Origin of the sequence: Rhodovibrio salinarum DSM 9154, assembly GCF_000515255.1 — a bacterium.
Classification (GTDB): Bacteria; Pseudomonadota; Alphaproteobacteria; order Kiloniellales; family Rhodovibrionaceae; genus Rhodovibrio; species Rhodovibrio salinarum.
On the sequence record NZ_KI911559.1, the window covers coordinates 4074396 to 4089900 of the forward strand.

Consider the following 15505-nt stretch of genomic DNA (forward strand, 5'->3'; position numbering starts at 1 on the left):
CAGCCGGTTAGACCCGAACAGTTAGCTGGAGACCTGTATGCGTAGCTCACTACCCCGTTTGATTGCACGCACAGCGCAACCCTGCGGGCGTTAAGGCTGACACTCGACCCGCACGCTGGCGCCAAGCGCATCCTGCAGACCCCGGCCCGGTCCACCGATCGGCGTCACCGACACCTCGGCCGCATCCATCAAAGCCGCCACCGACCGACCGGTCTCGGCGATCGCCATGTCCGGCGGCAGTTCGCCGACCCGCGCGAACACCGCCGAACGGTCCAACTTGGCGATTAGGATGCCGATCAGCCGACCTTCGGAATCGACCACCGGACCGCCGCTATTCCCCGGGTGCACGCGCGCCTGCAACACCAGCCGCGGGACCGGGCTCGGCGGTAGCGGGCGGGTTCCCAACACCGGCGCACGCGTGCTGACCGGGCGGATGACCACCCGGCCCAGCGATGGAAAGCCGATCGCTGTGGCCTCACGGATTCCCTTGCTCAGATCGGCATTCGGGCTACCCCCCGGCAACGGGGCGAGTTCAACGATCGCCAAGGGGGCGTGGTCGACTTTGAGCAAGGCAAGGTCGGTGTCGGCGGCCATCCGGACCACCTCGGCTGCGGTTGCCCGCGCATCGGGAAGCTGGACCGTCACCGCCCGGCAGCCATCGACGACATGCTTGGCCGTGACCAGATAGCCATCGTCGCTGACGAATACCGCACTGCCGGAGCGGTGCGCACGCTTGAGTTCTTCGCGCTTCTGTTCGGTCGCGCGGAACCGGGCCGCGCGGGCTTGCCGGCGGTCGCGGTCGATTTCCTCGGCGCGGCTTTCATCGACGATCTCGCCGGTGCAGGCACTGGGCACCATGCGCTGCACCAACCCACGGGCGGGGTCATAGCAGTTCACCAACTCCGGCGCGGACGCTCCGTGCGCACCGGATGGCACGCCAGCCAACAGGGCCAGCCCGGTGGCGGCCGCCCACACCGGCACCATGGCGCGCCCGCGCGGCATCATGCCGTGACCTGGCGGCGATCCGCCGGCTCGGTTTCCGTCTCGGTCTCGGCCGCGGCGGCGTGCAGTTCGGCGCTCAGCGGGTCGACCACGCGCGCAAGCAAGCCGGCGTCGTCGCCCTCCGCCATGATTCGCACCACGGGCTCGGTCCCGCTCGGCCGCACGACCAATCGGCCACCGCGACCGCCAGCCTTCAGCGCCTGCTCCGCAGCCACCAGCGCGCGACGTACCGGAGCAAAGCGCAGCAGACGCGCCGGTTCATCCACGCGCACGTTCGTACTGCGCTGGGGAACCGGGTCGAACACCGCCAGCATCTCGCTCGCCGGCCGGTCTGCCTCGGCGATCGCGGCCAACACCTGCAGCGCCGCGATCACACCGTCGCCGGTAGTGGTGTAGTCGGCGAAGACCATGTGGCCGCAGCTTTCCCCGCCGACGTTATAGCCGCCCAGACGCATGCGTTGAACGACGTGCCGGTCGCCGACCGGTGTCCGAATCAACTGCAGCCCGCGCGCCATCAGGTCACGCTCCAGGCCGAGGTTGGCCATCAGCGTCGCCACCACGCCGCCGCCTGCAAGCGCGCCACGGGCGTGCAGCTGCCGGGCGATCAGCGCCAGCATCTGGTCGCCGTCGGCCACCTGCCCGCGCTCATCGACCAGGATCACCCGGTCGGCGTCGCCGTCGAGCGCGATGCCAATGTCCGCCTGCCGGTCGCGAACCGTGCAGCTCAGCTTTTCGGGCGCGGTCGCACCGCAGCCGTCGTTGATGTTGAGGCCGTCCGGCGCGTCCGCGACCGCGATCACCTCCGCACCCAATTCGTAGAAGACGCGCGGGGCGGCCTTGTAGGCGGCCCCGTTGGCGCAATCGACCACGATACGCAGCCCGTCCAGACGCAACCCGCGCGGGAAGGTCGCCTTGGCGAACTCAATATAGCGACCGGTGGCATCCTCCATCCGCCGCGCACGGCCCAGCGCCTCCGGCGTCGCGCGGGAGAGGGCGTCCGGGCCAGACTCCATCAACCGCTCGATCTTGGATTCCAACTGATCGGAAAGTTTGAATCCATCGGGACCGAAAAGTTTGATCCCGTTGTCGCAGTAGGGATTGTGGGACGCGGAAATCATCACGCCCAAGTCCGCGCGCAGCGAACGGGTGAGCATACCCACCGCCGGGGTCGGGATCGGGCCCAGCAGCACCACGTCCATGCCCATCGCGGTGAACCCGGCGGTCAGGGCCGGCTCCAGCATGTAGCCGGACAGCCGCGTATCCTTGCCGATAACGACGACATGACGGTGATCGCCGCGGCGGAACAGGGCGCCCGCCGCCATGGCGAGGCGCAGCACGGTCTCGGCGGTGATCGGCTCGCTGTTGGCCCGCCCGCGCACCCCGTCAGTCCCGAAAAGTCCGGTCATAGCTGTCCCTTGTCATCTCTTGCCCGCGGACGACTGACCGCTGCGGGTGTGTCAGAGCGACAAGTGTACGCACCCCACACTGCGCGCCCATTCCCCGTTGGTGGGGTTGCGGGCGGCCAAATGCCCCTTTTGTCCCTCCTCCGGTCCACCCCCTGCGAGCTTTCAGCGGTTAGACTTCGGGCATGACCACGGACCCTTTGCCAACTCCCTGGATTCCCGAACCTTCCACCTTGCAGCCGATTCCACGCGCCACACAGCGCGCGGCATTCGACCGGCCAAGGCTGGTCGTCGTGATCGATACGGAGGAGGAGTTCGACTGGGCCAAACCGCTCGCGCGCGAAAACGTCTGCGTGCGCAACATCGCCGAACAGCCACGTGCGCAAGCGCTCTTCCGCGCCCGCGGCGTGGTCCCGACCTACGTCACCGATCATCCCGTCGTCGCCACCCCCGACAGCGCGTCGGTGCTGCGCAGCTTTGCCACGACCGGTGAGGCGGTGATCGGGGCGCACTTGCACCCCTGGGTCACGCCGCCGGACGACGAAGCGGTGACGCCCGTCAACTCCTACGCCGGCAACCTGCCGGCCGCGCTGGAACGGGCGAAGTTGCAGACTCTGACAACCGCGATCGTGCAGGCCACCGGCGTGCAGCCACAGGTCTACAAGGCCGGGCGCTACGGCTTCGGCCCGCACACCGCTGGCCTGTTGCGCGAGCTGGGCTACACGGTCGACAGCAGCATGGTCGCGCACACGGCCTTCACGGCCGACGGCGGGCCGGACTACACCGATCTACCGGCGGACCCGGCGTGGCTCAATACTGGCGCCGGTATCCTGGAACTGCCGCTGACCGCCGGCTTCGCCGGGGTCGCCCGCGCCACCGGCCCGCGCAGCTTCCCGCGCCTGAGCGCACCGTGGGCCAAACGCCTGCGGGTACCCGGCGTGCTGGCACGCACCCGGATGCTGGAACGCGTCCGGCTCAGCCCCGAGGGCACGACACTTTCGGAGATGAAACGCCTGACCCGGGCGTTGCTGGCGGACGGGCAGCGGGTGTTCTGCCTCGCCTACCACAGCTCGACGCTGCTGCCGGGTGGCAGTCCCTATGCCGACACGTCCGAAGCGGTCGCCAGCTTCCTTGTCCGGCTTGAGGGGTACCTGGACTTCTTCCTCGAGGAGATCGGGGGGCAGCCCGCCACGCCCCTAGACATCCGCGCGCGGCTGCTGGCCGCAGACAAGACACGCTAACCCTCCAAAGGCGCCGCGGACGCGGCACTCCCCAAGTTCAAGCGTGGCTGCGGCCGGCGCCGTTCACCGCCGGACGCTCCGCCTGATCGAGCACGCGCAGCACATCGTCGACCGCGTCCTCCAGGCGCTGGAAGTCCCCCATCATCGCCTCGAACTCATGGCGCAATTCCTGCGTCGACCGGCCGCTGTCGCTCTGCGCGGCGATGAACGCGGCGAGCGCGTAGCGCGCCGGTCCGGCCGCCTGCATCTGCGTCTGCAAATCGCGCAGGCGCAGATGGACGGAGTTGTCGAAGGTAAACACACTCCCCCGCAGACGCTTCAGCTCGACGATCACCAACACCAAAGCCGCGACCACGGCCAGCAGCAGCAGGGCGAGGATCGGCGGGCCCCACAGGATCAACAGGTTGAGTGCGCCCGGCATCTGTTCCGTCATGACACGAGTATCCTTTGCTTCCGGGCTCAAAAAGTTGCCCACACGCGATAGGATAGGAGTCCCCGTGCGTGCCCTGCCTGGCAAACGCGCAGGCAGGGTACACCCTCCGTAGCGTCCCTCCCGGCACCAGATTCCTGGTAAGCTCCCCTCCTTCCTCGATGGATGCGATGGACTGGAAATCTCTGCTTCTGCCGCCCGGCGGCCTGTTCCTGTTCGCCGGCGCACTGTTTCTGGGCGCCCGGGTGCTCGGCGTGGGTGCCCGCTGGCCTGCAGCGATCAGCATCGCAATCGCCTACCTGACCTGCACGCCGATCGTGGGCGACACGGCCCTGTCCTGGCACCAGACCGCCCCACCCCTTTCGGCGGACTCGCTGCGCCCCGATCCAAACGGCCCCGGGGCCGTGGTCATCCTGAGCGCGGGCCTGCGCAGCTGGACCGACGGGCCGGCGCAACCACGCCTGGACAGCCTGTCGACCACCCGCCTGCTGTACGGCGCCGAGCTCGCCGAGCGCACCGGCTTGCCCGTGCTGGTCACCGGCGGCCCATGGGGGGACGACAATCGCCCGATCGCCCGGGAGATGGCGGCTTTCCTGCGCCACTGGTCCAACGCGGAGGTGCGCTGGGTCGAAGCGCAAGCCCGCAACACCTGGGAGAACGGACGCTACAGCGCCCGCCTGCTGGAACAGGCCGGAATCGAGCGGGTCTTCCTGGTCACCCACGCCTGGCACATGCCGCGTGCCGCCCACGCCTTCCGGGCACATGGGCTCGACATCGTGCCCGCACCGACCGGCTTCATCGCCCCGCCCGGACCCAGCTTCCACAGCCTGCTGCCCCAGCCCAGCGGCCTGCAAACCAGCTACTGGGCCCTGCATGAACTGCTCGGACGGATCTACTACCGCTGGGCGCGCGACGCGGACGGCGGCTAGGAGTTCGCAACGGCTGGCCCGTGAGGCTTCCTGGCCGCGCCCCCCGGGCACCGCCCCCGCGCGTCGTTAGAAGGGAAACAGCCGAATTTTCCTATGCGTTAGGGACAAGCCGGCCCCCGCTACACCAGCAACTGCGCTGGCTGCGGGTGACTCAGGAAATCGCGGGGGCTGGCAGAGAAGCCGTAGGCGCCGGACTGGAAGATCGCGATCAGGTCGCCCGGTTCGGCATACGGCAGGGTCACCTTGTCGGCCAACAGGTCGATCGGCGTGCACAGGCAGCCGACCACGCTCACCGTTTCCGTCGCCGGCGCGTCGAACCGGGTGGCCACCGCCACCGGAAAGTTCCGCCGGATGCCCTGCCCGAAGTTGCCGGTCGCGGCCAAATGGTGGTGCAAGCCGCCGTCGGTGACGAGGTAGGTCTGCCCGCGGCTGACCTTCCGGTCGATCACGCGCGTCAGGTACACGCCCGCCTCCGCGACCAGGTAACGGCCCAGTTCGATCACCAGGCGCGCCTCGGGCAACGCGTGGGCCACCCGCTCGGCCAGCGGGTGCAGCGCCTGGCCGACGGCCGCGAGGTCGAGCGACACATCCTTGGGGAAGTAGGGCACGCCGAAGCCGCCGCCGATGTTCAGATGGCGCACCGGGGCCGGTGCATGTTCGGCCAACCGGATCGCCAGATCGACGATCGCCGCTTCGGCCTGAACCAAACTTTCGGCGTTCAGGTTCTGCGAGCCGGCAAAGATGTGGAAGCCAACGAACGTGAGCGACAACCCCGCGAGTTCGGCCAGCAGGTCGGGCACCGCTTCCGCGTCGACGCCGAACGCGCTCGGTCCGCCCGCCATGTGCATACCCGCGCCCTTGAGGCGAAAGTCGGGATTCACCCGCACTGCCACGCTGGGCCGCACGCCCTGGGCGCGCGCGATCGCAGCGGCACGGCGCATCTCGCCCACGGATTCCAGCTCGATCACGATCCCGGCAGCGATCGCCTGCGTCAGTTCCGCGTCCGTCTTGCCGGGCCCGGCGAAACCGACGTGCGCCGGGTTCACACCGGCGTCGAGTGCGGCCTGCAACTCCAGGCCGGAGGCGACGTCGACCCCATCGACCAGCCGGGCAAGCTCGGCGATCACCGCCGGCATCGGATTGGCCTTGATCGCGTAGTGCAGATGGACCGACGGCGGCAGCGCGTTGCGCAGGTGCGCGACCCGCTGGGCGATCTTGGCCCGGTCGTAGGCGTAGAACGGCGTCCGCCCCGCCCGACGTGCCAGCGCGCTCACCGGCTGGCCGCCGATCCGCAGCTCACCCCCAGCAGCCTCCCAGGGCTGCAGAGCAGGGTGCACCGCCGCCGAAGCCGTCAGCGGACCCCGACGCGCCTCGAGTTCGCTCATGCCTCGATCTCCTGGGCGGGTTCGGTCATCTGCTGGGCCAGGCGCTTGCGATCGATCTTGCCGTTTGGAGAGCGCGGCAGTCCGGCGCGCAACGCGATCTGCTGCGGTACCATGAAGCGCGGCAGCGCCGCCCGGCAGTGCGCCAACACCCGATCCGGGGCGTCCGTCACATCCGGCTTGGCGACAACGGCGGCGACGATCGCCTGACCCAGCGCCCGGTCCGGCACGCCGAAGGCCGCCGCTTCCGCAACCACGCCACTGGCGAAGATCGCCTCCTCCACCTCCGTCGGGCTGACGCGGTAGCCGGAGGTCTTGATCATCTCGTCGCCGCGGCCGACGAAGTAGAGGAAGCCGTCAGCGTCCAGACGCACCAAATCGCCGGACCAGACCGCTGGTTCCGCCATCGGCAGTTCCGCCGGCTGGCCGGGCGCGGGCTTGAAACGCTCGGCGGTACGTTCGGGGTCGTTCCAGTAACCGAGCGCGACCAGCGGGCCCCGGTGCACCAGCTCGCCCTGTTCACCCGGCCCGGCCAAGCTCCCGTCGGGCCGGGCCACCAGGATCTCGGCGTTCGGGATCGCCTTGCCGATCGAGTCCGGACGACAATCGACCTCCTCCGGATCGAGGTAGGTCGACCGGAAGGCCTCCGTCAGGCCGTACATCAAATAGGGGGCGGCGTTCGGGAACAGCGCCCGCAAGGCGGCCAACACATCGCGCGGCATGTGCCCGCCGGTGTTGGCGAAATAGCGCAGCTGCTCGCGCGCGGCCTCCGACCAGGCGACCTGGGTTAGCTGGATCCACAGCGGCGGCACGCAGGTCAGGCCGGTGATCCCCTCGCGCGCACACACCTTGGGCACATCCGCCGGCAGCAGGAAGTTATGCAGCACCAGACAGGCGCCCGCCGTGAACCCGGTGGTCAGCTGGCTGAACCCGGCGTCGAAGCTGAGCGGCAGCAGCGCCAGAATACGGTCCTGCGCGTTGTTCTTCAGGTAACCTGCTACGCTCGCCCCGCCGACCGCCAGATTGCGATGGGAGACCACCACGCCCTTCGGTTTGCCCGTGCTGCCGGAGGTGTAGAAGATCGCCGCCGGATCGCTGTCGACCGGTGGACCGGCCGGCGCCGGGCCCCCACCCGCTGCATCGAGGAAGTCCGCCCAGGTCAGGACGGCGATGCCGGCTGGACCGTCCGGCGCCGCCGCATCCACGACCACCACGTGGGTGACCGCGCTGTCCGCGACGTCGGCCGAGAGAGTGGCCAGCCGGCTGGCGCTCGTGACCATTACGCGCGCGCCGCTGTCGCGCAGGATGTGACCGATCTGCGGGGCCTTCAGAACCGGGTTGCAGGGCACCGCGATCATGTTTGCGGCGAAGGCGCCGAAGACCGCCGCCACCGTCTCGATCCGCTTGTCCAGATAGACCGCGACCCGGTCCAAACGCGCCAGACCTAGCTGCGCGAAGGCGCGCGCGACCCCGTCCTGCAGGGCCGCGACCTCGCCATAGCTCAGCGCGCGCGCGCCGGCCTTGAGCGCCGGTGCGTCGGGCCGACAGGCGGCCTGCGCCCGCAGAGTCTGAAACAGCATCATAGGGAGGCCTCCGGCAAGGCGTCCACGGCGGACGCGGGATCGGACCGATGGTCAGGATGGCCGGGCGCTTGCGCGACACGGCGGTCGACCGGCGCTTCGCGCGCCTGCCACCAGATCTCCAGCATCAACAGGTCCCAGACGATCGCGGACAGCTCGGGATCACTGTCGTCTGCGTGGGCGCGCAGCACCTGGTCCAGGAAATCGGCGCGGAAGATCTTCCGGGTCTTGAGCGCGGCAAACGCGTCGACCACCAGGGCCCAAAGACCGGCGTCGCTGCGCGTCCACTCGCTGAACGGCATGCCGAAGCCATGCTTGGGCTTGGTCAGGATCGACTGCGGCAGGAAGCCAACCATCGCGTCCTTGAAGAAGGCCCGCAGGCGGAAGCGCTGGATCAGCAGGTTCGACGGCAGCCCGGCGGCGAACTCGACCAGCCCCGGATCGAGCATCGGGTAGGCGATCTCCACGCCCGCCAGCGCGCCCGCGCGCTGCACCTTGCGCAGATCGTTGTCCGAGAGCGTCACCCGCCAGTCGAGGCGCTGCATGGCATGCACCAGATCATCGGTCCCCGCCTCCGCATAGTGCCGGCGCCAGGTCGCCGCGGGTGCATCCACTTCGATCTCCGCCAGGGCATCGGCGGTGAAGATGTGATCCAGCACGTCGCGCCGGTAGATCCCGCTCTCAATCATGCGTTCCGGCATCGGCTGGGCGGCACGCGCGACGTAGCGCTGCGCCTTGCCCAGCCAGGAAACCGCCAGGCGCGACGGCAGCGCCGACAGCGTTGTGCTCAGTCCGGCGCGGACCGCTCCGGGCAGATGGCCGTACAGGCCCAGGATCTTCTGCTCGACATAACGCTTGTTGCCGGCGAACAGCTCGTCTCCGCCATCGCCGGCCAGCAACAGATCGACGCCCGCCTCCCGGGCCATCCGCGCGCAAACGTAGGCCGGCAGGAGTGAGGAGTTGCCGAACGGCTCGTCGCACGCCGCCGCCAGCGTCGGCACCAGGTCGGCGGCGTCCGACGGGCTCAGATGACGGGTGTTGTGCGCGAGGCCGAAGTGTGCCGCCGCGCAGGCCGCGTAGCTGCTTTCGTCGTAGCGCGGATCCTCGAACGCGATCGTGAACGCGGGCGTGCCCGCCCCGGCCGCCTGGCCGAGCAAGCCCGCGACCACCGAGCTGTCCAGCCCGCCGCTCAGAAAGGCGCCCGGATGCTGCGCGGGGTGCGTCGCCAGCGTGCCCCGCACCGCCCCGTCCAGCCGATCATGCAACTCCTCGGCAAGCGCGTCCCGGCGACCGGAAACGCTGCCCGGGGCCGGCGGATGCCAATAGGGCACCTGCTGAACTTGGCGCCCGGCACACCACTCAAGCGCATGGGCCGGCAGCAGCTTGGCCGCGCCGGCGTAGATCGTCTCCGGCGCCGGGGAGACGTAGTTCAACGCGTAGCGGTAAACCGCCTGCGGCGTGATCTCGGTATCGACGCGCGGATGGGCCGCCAAGATGTCGAGGTCGGTGGCGAAGACGAGCCCGCCGTCCGCCTCGGCGTAGAACAGCTGCTCCACGCCCATCCGGTCGATCGCCAGCACGGCGCGTCCCGCTACCGGGTCGAGCACGACAAGCGCAAAGGCACCGACCAACTGCGCCGCCAGCCCATCGCCACGGGCCAAGTAGGCCTGCAGCAGCGCCGCCGGCAGCCCGATCTCGCCTACACGGGCCTGCCAGGCTTGCGCGCGAAAGCGCGGCCGGCCAATGAAAGCGACCTGCCGGCCCGCTTCATCGCGACCATAGCCGACGGGCGCCCGATCGGCGGTGTCCGGAACGCCGCAAATGCCCAGTGCACACGCGCCGTTCGCCGCCGTATCGCCCGCGTTCCAGGACTCGCCCGGCCGCGTTGCCGCAAGGCGTAGTAACTGGTTAGAGCCGCCCAGCCGGACGGACCCAATCCAACCGAACAACGCCGGCATGACTTAGGCGCCGTGCGCATGCCGGCCCGGACGGCGGAGCCGACGGCCGACAAGAGCGGAATAATCGAGCATGCAGGACCGCACTCAAACTTGGCAGGGACGAAGGAAGCGCCGTGGGTCTCCCAAGGCTCCAGCAGCCTAGCAGCCGGGCGTGTGGGGCGAATTCACCCTTCCGGATGACCCCCGACTGGGTGCCGGGCCGACACCGCGGGCGACGGCGCAGGCACCTCCCGCGCGCCCACCGAAATCGGCCCCGCATCGACCCGCAGCGTCGGGACAGCCTGCGGTCCCCATCCGACCGACAGCCCCGGCGCACACGACGCGCGCATCACCTGCAGCGGCCCGAGGCATAGGAAGTCAGCCCGGCCCACGGGCACGGCCCCCAAGCTGGCGTGACCGCGCAGCGAAGCCGGATTGAACGCGGAAATCCGACTCAGACTCGCAACCACGCCGCGCCGGGCGAGCTCCGCGTCAGCGGCGTCCCAGAGCGCGGCGAACGCGCCGGTCATGCGGAAGGCCGGGTCGACATAAACGTCAAAGTCCCAGCTGCAACGCCCGCTTGGCAGCGGCACGAAGCGGCAACGCACCTCGTCTTCCAGATAGGCGCCGACGACGAACCATAGGGTGCCCACGAGCGTGTCGTCACGATAGAGCGCGAGGCACTCCGCCCCCTGCGCGAAGCGGCGCTTCACCACCGCCCGGTCGGACGGGAGCGCCTTCAGCGCGGGATCACCCGGCTGGAGCAACCGGCTGGTGAAACGCGCTGCCCGGCGGGCGGGCAGGCGCGGCGTCGCCGCCACCGGCTGCGCCACCAAACGATAGCTGTAGACGGAGATCGCCACCGGAAGGCGCGCGCAGACCCGGTGCAGAACGTAAAGCAGCGTACTCCAGGCGCCGAGCGCGCATACGGTTGCCACGACCCGACCAAGCCACGGCCAGCGGAAACGACGGAAGACGGTGGTCATCACGCAAGCCCCTGAAACCGGCTCTCTTTCGGGGGTGCCCGTTTGCCCCGCCGGGGTTGGCTGGACACCCATCGGTGCCTTGGATAGGTCAAACGGACCGGCATCCACCGTCTCCGTTACAAGTTGGGATGACAAGTATGACGACATTCGAGCAGGTGCGCGAGGTTCTGGCATCAACCCTTCAACTGGGCGATTCCGTCAAGACCTTCACGCCGGAAACCGGATTACTGGACGAGATTCCTGAATTCGATTCGATGGCCGTGGTCAACGTGGTCGCCGGTTTGGAAGAGCACTTCGACATCGTGATCGATGACGAGGAACTAACCGCAGAACACTTCGCCACCCTGGGCAGCCTGACCGTCTTCGTCGACGACAAGCTGACCGCCAACGCGGCCTGACGAACGCGACCCGTTCCGACCATGCCCCCGCCCCCCGGACTACAGCCCGCGTTCGTCGATGGCCCCGCCGGGGCGATCTTCACACTCCGCTTCCCGGCGGCCGGCGGCAGCCTGGGCACAGCAGCCCTGCTGGTGCCGCCGTTCGCGGAGGAGATGAACCGCGCCCGGCGTTTCCTGGCGGCAACCGGCCGTGGCCTCGCCGCACAGGGGCACACGGCCCTGCTGCCCGACCTGCACGGCACCGGCGACAGTGCCGGCGCCTTCGCAGCAGCGACCTGGGAAATCTGGCAGGCGGAACTCGACACCCTGACCGAACGCCTGGCGGCAGAGACCGGACATCCCGTGCACCTGATCGCGGTACGCACCGGCGCGCTGCTCGCCGCTGCGACCGCCCGCCAGCATCCGGGCGCCGTGGCCGGTCTGACGCTGGTGCAGCCGGTGACCGACGGCGGCCGTTTCCTGGACCAGCTGCTGCGCGTGCGCATTGCCGCGGCGATGGCGCAAGGCCAGCGGGAGAGCCGCGCGGACCTGCGCGCGGCCTGGCAGACGGGCGAGGCCGTGGAGGTCGGCGGTTACGCGATCGCACCGGCCCTGGCCGAGGGGCTGAGCGCATGCCGGCTGGGCGACCTGCCGCCGCCGGCCGGCCTGCCCATCGCCTGGCTGGATATCCGCGCACCCGGCAGCGACGCCCCGACCCAGTCCCCTGCCCTGCCGGCCGGTTGGCATTCGGCCGCAGACACGCGGCGTAGCATCGCCGCACCGGCCGTCTGGCAGCTTGCCGAACCGGAAACCGCCGACCCGTTGGTGGCGGAGCTGTGCAACACCCTGTCCCCGCAGCAGGTCGCGGCGTGAGCGCGCGGCACCAGAGCGCGACGACGACGGCGCGGGAAGTCGCGCTTACCTTCGACTGCGTCGGGAGCGAGGCCGTGGCGATCCTGCACAGGCCGGCCGTGCCCGCGCCCGTGGGGGTCGCGATCGTGGTGGGCGGGCCACAGTACCGGGTGGGCGGGCATCGGCAGTTCGTGGATCTGGCCCGCGACCTCGCCGCCGCCGGGATCGCCGTGTTCCGCTTCGATTATCGCGGGATCGGCGACAACGCGGCGAACCATCCCGGCTTCCCGAACATCGCCCCGGATATCGAGGCTGGGCTCGCCGCCTTCCGCGCGGCCATGCCGGAGGTCACGTGCATCGCGCTGTGGGCGCTGTGCGACGCGGTGCCCGCCGCCGCCGGGATCGCCGCCCGGACGCCGGACGTCGTGGGGATCGCCGCCGTGAACCCGTGGATCCGCGAGCCGGAGACGCACGACCGCGCGCTGCTGCGGCACTACTATCTGAAGCGCCCGCTGCAGCGGGATTTCTGGACCAACCTGCTACGCGGCCGGACGCACACCCGCGATTTTTCCCGGCTCGCCCAGCGGGCGCTGGCGCGCGCGGCAAGCCGGGTGACCCGGCGGAACCGGAGCGACGAGACATCGACCCCCACGGACGAAAGCCTGGCCGCACGCGTGGTCACCGACCTCGCCCGGGTTCGCGGGAACGTGCTCGTGCTGTTGAGCGAACAAGACCTGACCGCGCGCGAGTTCGATGACGCGGTGCAGCCGATGCCGGGCTGGCAGCGGCTCATGGAAACCTCCCGATTGCAACGCGTCCATTTGGCGGACGCGGACCACACCTGCGCGGGCTGGCGCGCGCACCGCGCCTCGGCGGACGCGACGGTGGCGTGGCTGCACGGCTTGCCGGAGATGGCATCGGCCCAGTCGGCGAGCCCAACGCATGCGCGCCCCACAAACACCCCCCACGCCAAGGTTCTGGGCCGATGACCGAAACGCTGCTGCCGCCCGTCGACGCCCGTCCGGGACCATGCACGGACACGCCGCCCACGCCCAGGCTCCAAGGCCAGCGCATCCTCTACGTCACCCACCGCTTTCCCTATCCCCCGAACGACGGGGCGCGGGTGCGGGCGTTTCACGCGATCCGCCATCTTGCCCGGGCGAACGCGGTTACGGTTGCAGCGCCGCTCCGCGGCGATGAGGCTGACCAGATTGCGGCACTGGAGGCGCTTGGCGTGCGCGTGATCGCCGCCCCGATCCCCCGCGCCGCCGGGCTGATGCGCACCTGCCTGAGTGCCGGCCTGGGCCGCTCCGCCTCGCGCGGGTACTTCGACCAGCCGAGCCTGCGCCGCCAGCTCCGAACGCTTGCGGAGAACGGAAACTTCGACCTCGCGGTCGTGCACTGCTCGGCCGTGGCGCCGTATGTCTGCGAGTTGCCGATTCCGTTCAAAGTTCTCGACTACGTCGACGTGGATTCGGCGAAGTGGCTGGACTATCGACCGTTCGCCACCCCAGCAAAGCGGCTATTGTACACACTGGAAGGCCGGTCGCTCGGCCGGCTGGAACGGGCGATGGCGCGGCGCTTCGACCTGTGCCTGTCCACCACCGCGTTCGAGGACGCCACGCTGCAGGCCCTTGCCGCGACCACGCGGGGCCGGCCGATCGCAAGCGCGGTGGTGCGCAACGGTGTCGACTTGGAGTTCTTCCACCCCTCCCCCGCGCCGTACGATCCCGACCGGATCTGCTTCCTGGGCCGGATGGACTATTTCCCGAACGAGCAGGCAATGGTGCGTTTCTGCGCCGACGTGCTGCCGCGCCTGCGCGCCGAGCGGCCGAACCTGCAGCTCACCATCGTCGGCGCCGATCCGGGGCCGGGCGTGCGGGCACTGGCGCAGCTTCCGGGCGTTGAGGTCACGGGGCGCGTACAGGACGTACGGCCGTACGTCTGGCGGTCGGCGGCGACCGTGGCGCCGTTGCTGATCGCCCGGGGCACGCAGAACAAGATCCTGGAATCGATGGCGATGGGCGTGCCGGTGGTGGCGAGCGAGCTGGCCGGCCGTGGTGTTCAGGCGGTGCCGGGCGAACATCTGCTGACCGCCGCCACCCCGGCGGATACCGCCGAGGCCGTGCTATCGCTGCTGCGCACACCGGGCGAACGCGCCCGCCTGGCCACCTCGGCGCGGGCGCTCGTCGAACGCGACTACAGCTGGACGACCACGCTGGCGGAGTTCGACGCTCGCCTGGCAACCCTCGTCAGCCGCTAGGACGCCGCAGACACCATCGGCGCCGTCACGCCCGCCGCGCGGGCCAGACTCGCAACCACCCGTTCTGCCGTATGGCCATCCCACAGCGGGATCGCCTGCGCGGGACCGCGCGCCCCGTCGAGCGCCGCGTCGCCCAACTGTGCGATCGACCCTGGTTCGATCAGGCGGTTGGTGCCGAGGTCGATCGTGACCGGCCGTTCCGTATTCGGTCGGACGGTCAGGCACGGGATACCGAGGTAGCTTGTCTCCTCCTGAATCCCGCCGGAATCGGTGACGATCAGGCCCGCCTGTGCAACCAGGCTCATAAACGCGATGTAGCCCTGCGGCTCCAGGAGATGCATCTGCGGGTGCGCCGCGAGCCGCGCCCAAAGCCCGGCGTCGTTCAGCCGCGCGCGGGTGCGCGGATGGACCGGGAAGACGACCGGCCGCCGCGCGGCGAGCGTCAGCAACTGTTCGCAGATCGTGGCGAGGCGCACGGGGTCGTCGACGTTCGCGGGTCGGTGGAAGGTCGCCAGCACATAGCCGCTGAGCCCAAGGCTTTCCGGCACGCCGGCGGCGGCGATCGCGGGCTGCAACATCACCAACGTGTCGATCATGATGTTGCCGACCAGCTCGATCCGCGCAGCCGGCACGTTCTCGGCCAGCAGGTTGTCGACGCCGTCCTGCGAGGGCGGCCAGAGCAGATCGCACGCCTGATCGGTCAGCAGGCGGTTAATCTCCTCCGGCATGCTGCGGTCGCGCGAACGCAGGCCCGCTTCCAGATGCGCGCAGGAGATGCCGCGCTTGGCCGCGACCAACGCACAGGCGATCGTCGAGTTGACGTCGCCGACCACGATCGTCCAATCCGGCACGGCGGTGTCGCACAGCGTATCGTAGCCCGCCATGATCCGCGCGGTCTGCTGGGCATGGTTGGCACTGCCGACCCCCAGGTGATGGTCCGGGACGGGCAGTTGCAGGTCGGTGAAGAAGGCATCCGACATCGCCGCGTCGTAGTGCTGGCCGGTATGCACCAGCACCGGCCGCGCCCAGTCCGTGGCCGCGAGGGCATGGTAGAGCGGCGCCACCTTCATGAAGTTGGGACGCGCGCCCGCGATCAGATGAACCTGCAACAGGGACGTCAAAG

Annotated in this window: 14 protein-coding genes; 6 read left to right on the forward strand and 8 right to left on the reverse strand. The window is 69.8% G+C overall.

What is annotated here, in order from left to right:
• Positions 1-90: 90 nt before the first annotated feature.
• Both RHOSA_RS0118960 and glmM read right to left on the reverse strand, forming a co-directional pair.
• Positions 91-1005 carry a S1C family serine protease gene (locus RHOSA_RS0118960; protein ID WP_027289896.1) on the reverse strand — a complete coding sequence of 305 codons (915 nt, stop codon included), beginning with the start codon at positions 1003-1005 and terminating at the stop codon, positions 91-93.
• On the reverse strand, positions 1002-2408 hold the full coding sequence (glmM, locus tag RHOSA_RS0118965; protein ID WP_027289897.1) for a phosphoglucosamine mutase: 1407 nt from the start codon (positions 2406-2408) through the stop codon (positions 1002-1004). Before glmM ends, RHOSA_RS0118960 begins: the two co-directional genes overlap by 4 nt.
• Before the next feature lie 182 nt (positions 2409-2590).
• On the opposite strand from glmM, the gene RHOSA_RS23715 reads away from it, so the two are divergent.
• Positions 2591-3646, forward strand: coding sequence for a polysaccharide deacetylase family protein (locus RHOSA_RS23715; RefSeq protein ID WP_156092846.1), 1056 nt, complete (start codon positions 2591-2593; stop codon positions 3644-3646).
• Between the two features lie 37 nt (positions 3647-3683).
• Here the strand turns inward: RHOSA_RS23715 and RHOSA_RS0118975 are convergent, their stop codons facing one another.
• The gene (locus RHOSA_RS0118975) at positions 3684-4079 is read right to left on the reverse strand and encodes a hypothetical protein (protein WP_027289898.1); all 396 of its coding nucleotides are present in this window, start codon (positions 4077-4079) and stop codon (positions 3684-3686) included.
• A 167-nt stretch (positions 4080-4246) separates the two neighbouring features.
• Here RHOSA_RS0118975 and RHOSA_RS23720 point away from each other — a divergent pair, with 167 nt between their 5' ends.
• Positions 4247-5005, forward strand: a complete 759-nt coding sequence (locus tag RHOSA_RS23720) for a YdcF family protein (protein ID WP_051432347.1) — start codon at positions 4247-4249, stop codon at positions 5003-5005.
• Between the two features lie 119 nt (positions 5006-5124).
• On the opposite strand, the gene RHOSA_RS0118985 is transcribed toward RHOSA_RS23720, so the two are convergent.
• The 4 genes from RHOSA_RS0118985 to RHOSA_RS23730 all read right to left on the reverse strand — a co-directional run bounded on the left by RHOSA_RS0118985 (position 5125) and on the right by RHOSA_RS23730 (position 10890).
• Positions 5125-6390, reverse strand: a complete 1266-nt coding sequence (locus RHOSA_RS0118985) for a pyridoxal-dependent decarboxylase, exosortase A system-associated (RefSeq protein WP_081728853.1) — start codon at positions 6388-6390, stop codon at positions 5125-5127.
• Positions 6387-7970, reverse strand: coding sequence for an acyl-CoA ligase (AMP-forming), exosortase A system-associated (locus RHOSA_RS0118990; RefSeq protein WP_156092848.1), 1584 nt, complete (start codon positions 7968-7970; stop codon positions 6387-6389). The genes RHOSA_RS0118985 and RHOSA_RS0118990 overlap by 4 nt, the downstream gene beginning before the upstream one ends.
• A complete protein-coding gene (locus RHOSA_RS23725; RefSeq protein WP_051432348.1) occupies positions 7967-9925 on the reverse strand; it encodes an asparagine synthetase B family protein in 1959 nt (652 codons plus the stop codon). Before RHOSA_RS23725 ends, RHOSA_RS0118990 begins: the two co-directional genes overlap by 4 nt.
• A 164-nt stretch (positions 9926-10089) precedes the next feature.
• A complete protein-coding gene (locus RHOSA_RS23730) occupies positions 10090-10890 on the reverse strand; it encodes a GNAT family N-acetyltransferase (RefSeq protein WP_051432349.1) in 801 nt (266 codons plus the stop codon).
• Positions 10891-11027: 137 nt separating this feature from the next.
• On the opposite strand from RHOSA_RS23730, the gene RHOSA_RS0119005 reads away from it, so the two are divergent.
• The 4 genes from RHOSA_RS0119005 to RHOSA_RS23745 are packed head-to-tail and all read left to right on the forward strand — an operon-like array spanning position 11028 to position 14382.
• The gene (locus RHOSA_RS0119005; RefSeq protein ID WP_027289901.1) at positions 11028-11288 is read left to right on the forward strand and encodes an acyl carrier protein; all 261 of its coding nucleotides are present in this window, start codon (positions 11028-11030) and stop codon (positions 11286-11288) included.
• Positions 11289-11309: 21 nt separating this feature from the next.
• On the forward strand, positions 11310-12140 hold the full coding sequence (locus RHOSA_RS23735) for a serine aminopeptidase domain-containing protein (protein ID WP_051432350.1): 831 nt from the start codon (positions 11310-11312) through the stop codon (positions 12138-12140).
• Positions 12137-13108, forward strand: coding sequence for a hydrolase 1, exosortase A system-associated (locus tag RHOSA_RS23740; protein ID WP_051432351.1), 972 nt, complete (start codon positions 12137-12139; stop codon positions 13106-13108). The genes RHOSA_RS23735 and RHOSA_RS23740 overlap by 4 nt, the downstream gene beginning before the upstream one ends.
• The gene (locus RHOSA_RS23745; RefSeq protein WP_081728855.1) at positions 13105-14382 is read left to right on the forward strand and encodes a TIGR03087 family PEP-CTERM/XrtA system glycosyltransferase; all 1278 of its coding nucleotides are present in this window, start codon (positions 13105-13107) and stop codon (positions 14380-14382) included. The genes RHOSA_RS23740 and RHOSA_RS23745 overlap by 4 nt, the downstream gene beginning before the upstream one ends.
• Here the strand turns inward: RHOSA_RS23745 and wecB are convergent.
• Positions 14379-15503, reverse strand: coding sequence for a non-hydrolyzing UDP-N-acetylglucosamine 2-epimerase (wecB, locus tag RHOSA_RS0119030; protein WP_027289902.1), 1125 nt, complete (start codon positions 15501-15503; stop codon positions 14379-14381). The two genes, RHOSA_RS23745 and wecB, sit on opposite strands and share 4 nt — an antisense overlap.
• Positions 15504-15505: the final 2 nt, after the last annotated feature.

Bases quoted from the DNA above. Each gene is read 5' to 3' on its own strand.
- RHOSA_RS23745 (WP_081728855.1), top strand. From the start codon at position 13,105: ATGACCGAAACGCTGCTGCCGCCCGTCGACGCCCGTCCGGGACCATGC.
- RHOSA_RS0118960 (WP_027289896.1), bottom strand. From the start codon at position 1,005: ATGATGCCGCGCGGGCGCGCCATGGTGCCGGTGTGGGCGGCCGCCACC.
- RHOSA_RS0118985 (WP_081728853.1), bottom strand. From the start codon at position 6,390: ATGAGCGAACTCGAGGCGCGTCGGGGTCCGCTGACGGCTTCGGCGGCG.
- RHOSA_RS0118975 (WP_027289898.1), bottom strand. From the start codon at position 4,079: ATGACGGAACAGATGCCGGGCGCACTCAACCTGTTGATCCTGTGGGGC.
- RHOSA_RS23720 (WP_051432347.1), top strand. From the start codon at position 4,247: ATGGACTGGAAATCTCTGCTTCTGCCGCCCGGCGGCCTGTTCCTGTTC.
- RHOSA_RS0118990 (WP_156092848.1), bottom strand. From the start codon at position 7,970: ATGATGCTGTTTCAGACTCTGCGGGCGCAGGCCGCCTGTCGGCCCGAC.
- RHOSA_RS23715 (WP_156092846.1), top strand. From the start codon at position 2,591: ATGACCACGGACCCTTTGCCAACTCCCTGGATTCCCGAACCTTCCACC.
- RHOSA_RS23725 (WP_051432348.1), bottom strand. From the start codon at position 9,925: ATGCCGGCGTTGTTCGGTTGGATTGGGTCCGTCCGGCTGGGCGGCTCT.
- glmM (WP_027289897.1), bottom strand. From the start codon at position 2,408: ATGACCGGACTTTTCGGGACTGACGGGGTGCGCGGGCGGGCCAACAGC.
- RHOSA_RS23735 (WP_051432350.1), top strand. From the start codon at position 11,310: ATGCCCCCGCCCCCCGGACTACAGCCCGCGTTCGTCGATGGCCCCGCC.
- RHOSA_RS23730 (WP_051432349.1), bottom strand. From the start codon at position 10,890: ATGACCACCGTCTTCCGTCGTTTCCGCTGGCCGTGGCTTGGTCGGGTC.
- RHOSA_RS0119005 (WP_027289901.1), top strand. From the start codon at position 11,028: ATGACGACATTCGAGCAGGTGCGCGAGGTTCTGGCATCAACCCTTCAA.